The sequence below is a fragment of the Bartonella tribocorum genome (assembly GCF_002777915.1).
Taxonomy (GTDB): domain Bacteria; phylum Pseudomonadota; class Alphaproteobacteria; order Rhizobiales; family Rhizobiaceae; genus Bartonella; species Bartonella tribocorum_A.
Map to the genome: position 1 here is coordinate 1 of NZ_NJGE01000056.1, position 2,069 is coordinate 2,069.

A 2,069-nucleotide genomic window follows, 5' to 3' on the forward strand; every position below is an offset into this window, starting at 1 on the left:
AAACCACCATCTTTAAAGGCTGATTCACCTCCTAAGAACTTGGCAATATTTTCACCGATCGTATTAATCTGGCCACCTGTGATTGCATCATGGGAATTCTGAACAATCTTACCATCAGCAACATTATGAAGTCCCACTGGAGAAGAATCTTTACCCTTACCCAAAGTCACATTTGTATAATCAGTTTTACCATCTGCCTTATCGTAAAGAACAACCGCTGAATCTTCTGACTGAAGATCCTTAGAAAGTTCCTTTAAGCTGTCTTCGAGTTGTTTCTTATTAACCGCTTCATTATCCTTTATCGCCGCTTTCACACCAGAAAGGGTCCGATCTGTACCAGTCTTATTGGCAATATTGATTTCACCGCCTTCTACTTCTTTACCAATAGTAATAGGAGCATCCTCTTTCGCTTGCTTAACAAGACTATCACTAAATACAGTGGTAATATCATTTTTTATCTCTTGTTTAACATTTGTGATCGAACTACCAACATCAGCTAAAGCTTCCGCTACATTCTGATAAGTCTTCTCTTCAGATTCACCATCTTCTTTAACTCTTTTAACCGTGAAGCTTGGAGCATTCCATGCGCCATTCTCATAACGAGCACCACCTCCTAAATACGTTGCAACTTTGTCATTGGTCTCATAAAGCTGAGAGCCATTTACCGCCTCATGTGAATCTTTAGAGATTTCTCCACCTATCAAGCCAGAAAGGGTGCGATTCTCATTATTCTTGTTTTGAAAATTAATTACAGTACCTTCTACTTCTTTACCAATGGTAATAGAAGCGTCCTCTTTCACTTGCTTAACAAGACTATCACTAACAATATTAGTAATTTGGTTATTCACCTCGTTATGAACATCTGTAATAGAGGTGCTAATACCTGCAAAAGCTTCTGCAACACTATTATAGACAGTTTCTTCAACTTCATTACTATCCTTTTTAACTGTTTTGACTTTGAAACTTGGTGCTACCCATTCACCACTTTCATTATAACCAGCACCGTCGCCGAAATAACCCGCCATTTGGTTTTTCAGAGAATAAAGTTGAGAACCATTTATTGCATCCGTAGATCCCTTGGAAACAGCTCCATCTAAAAGAGATGTAATCTTGCTATTCGTTTTTTCAGCTCCATCTTTCTCCCCATGCTGAGCAACAAACGCTTTATCAGCATCACTCCACATCAACGCATCCCCTTGAACTTCTTGCGTAATATTGGTGATGCTTTGGCTAAACTCTTTTTGAAGTTTCTCAAAAGAGCTTCCTACACCTGTAAACGCTTCTGCAACTGTACTATACTCTTTATCTTCAATAGAAACACCATCTTCTTTGACAGTCTTAAACTTAAAGACTGGTGCACTCCATGCGCCATCTTTATAATTCGCATCACCACCAAAGTACTGCGCAACACTGCTGCCCAAAGCATAAAGCTGGGAACCATTAATGGCATCGGTTGAGAGAGAACTAATAACGCCACCTTTAAGAGATGTAATCTTGCTGTTGCTGCTTTCTTTTCCATGCTGCGCTAAAAAGGCATTTGAATCCTTGCTCCAGTTCAGAGAATCTTGTGCAACTCCTTGAGATACTTCCTTAATGCGCTTATTCACATTCTTGATATTATCATCAAGACCTGTAAAGGCGCTGCCTACATCATTAAAGTTTTTCGAATTCACATTCCCTTCTTCAGAAACACTCGATAATTTATAGTTTGGCTGTGTAAATGCACCATTCGTAAATGCAGAACCACCACCTAAGTATTTTGCAACTTCTTCACCTATGCTATGAATCTGACCGCCCGTAACTGCATCATGGGAATYCTYAGMAATCKYACCATCRGCAACATTATGYAAAGCAACAGCAGGAGAATCTTTACCTTTTCCAAAAGTGATACTCCCATAATTAATAGTGCCACTTTCATCATTTGTCTTATCATAGTGGACAACCGCTGAATCATCCGACTGAAGATCCTTAGAAAGACCTTTCAAACTGTCTTCGAGTTGTTTCTTATTAACCGCTTCATTATCTTTCTCTGCCGCCTTAACACCCGAAAGAGTTCTATCCTTACTGTC

General features: G+C 39.4%; 1 pseudogene. It reads right to left on the reverse strand.

Going from position 1 to position 2,069, the window contains the following annotated elements:
* Positions 1-2,069: pseudogene (locus CER18_RS10150) on the reverse strand (hypothetical protein); the annotation flags it as partial.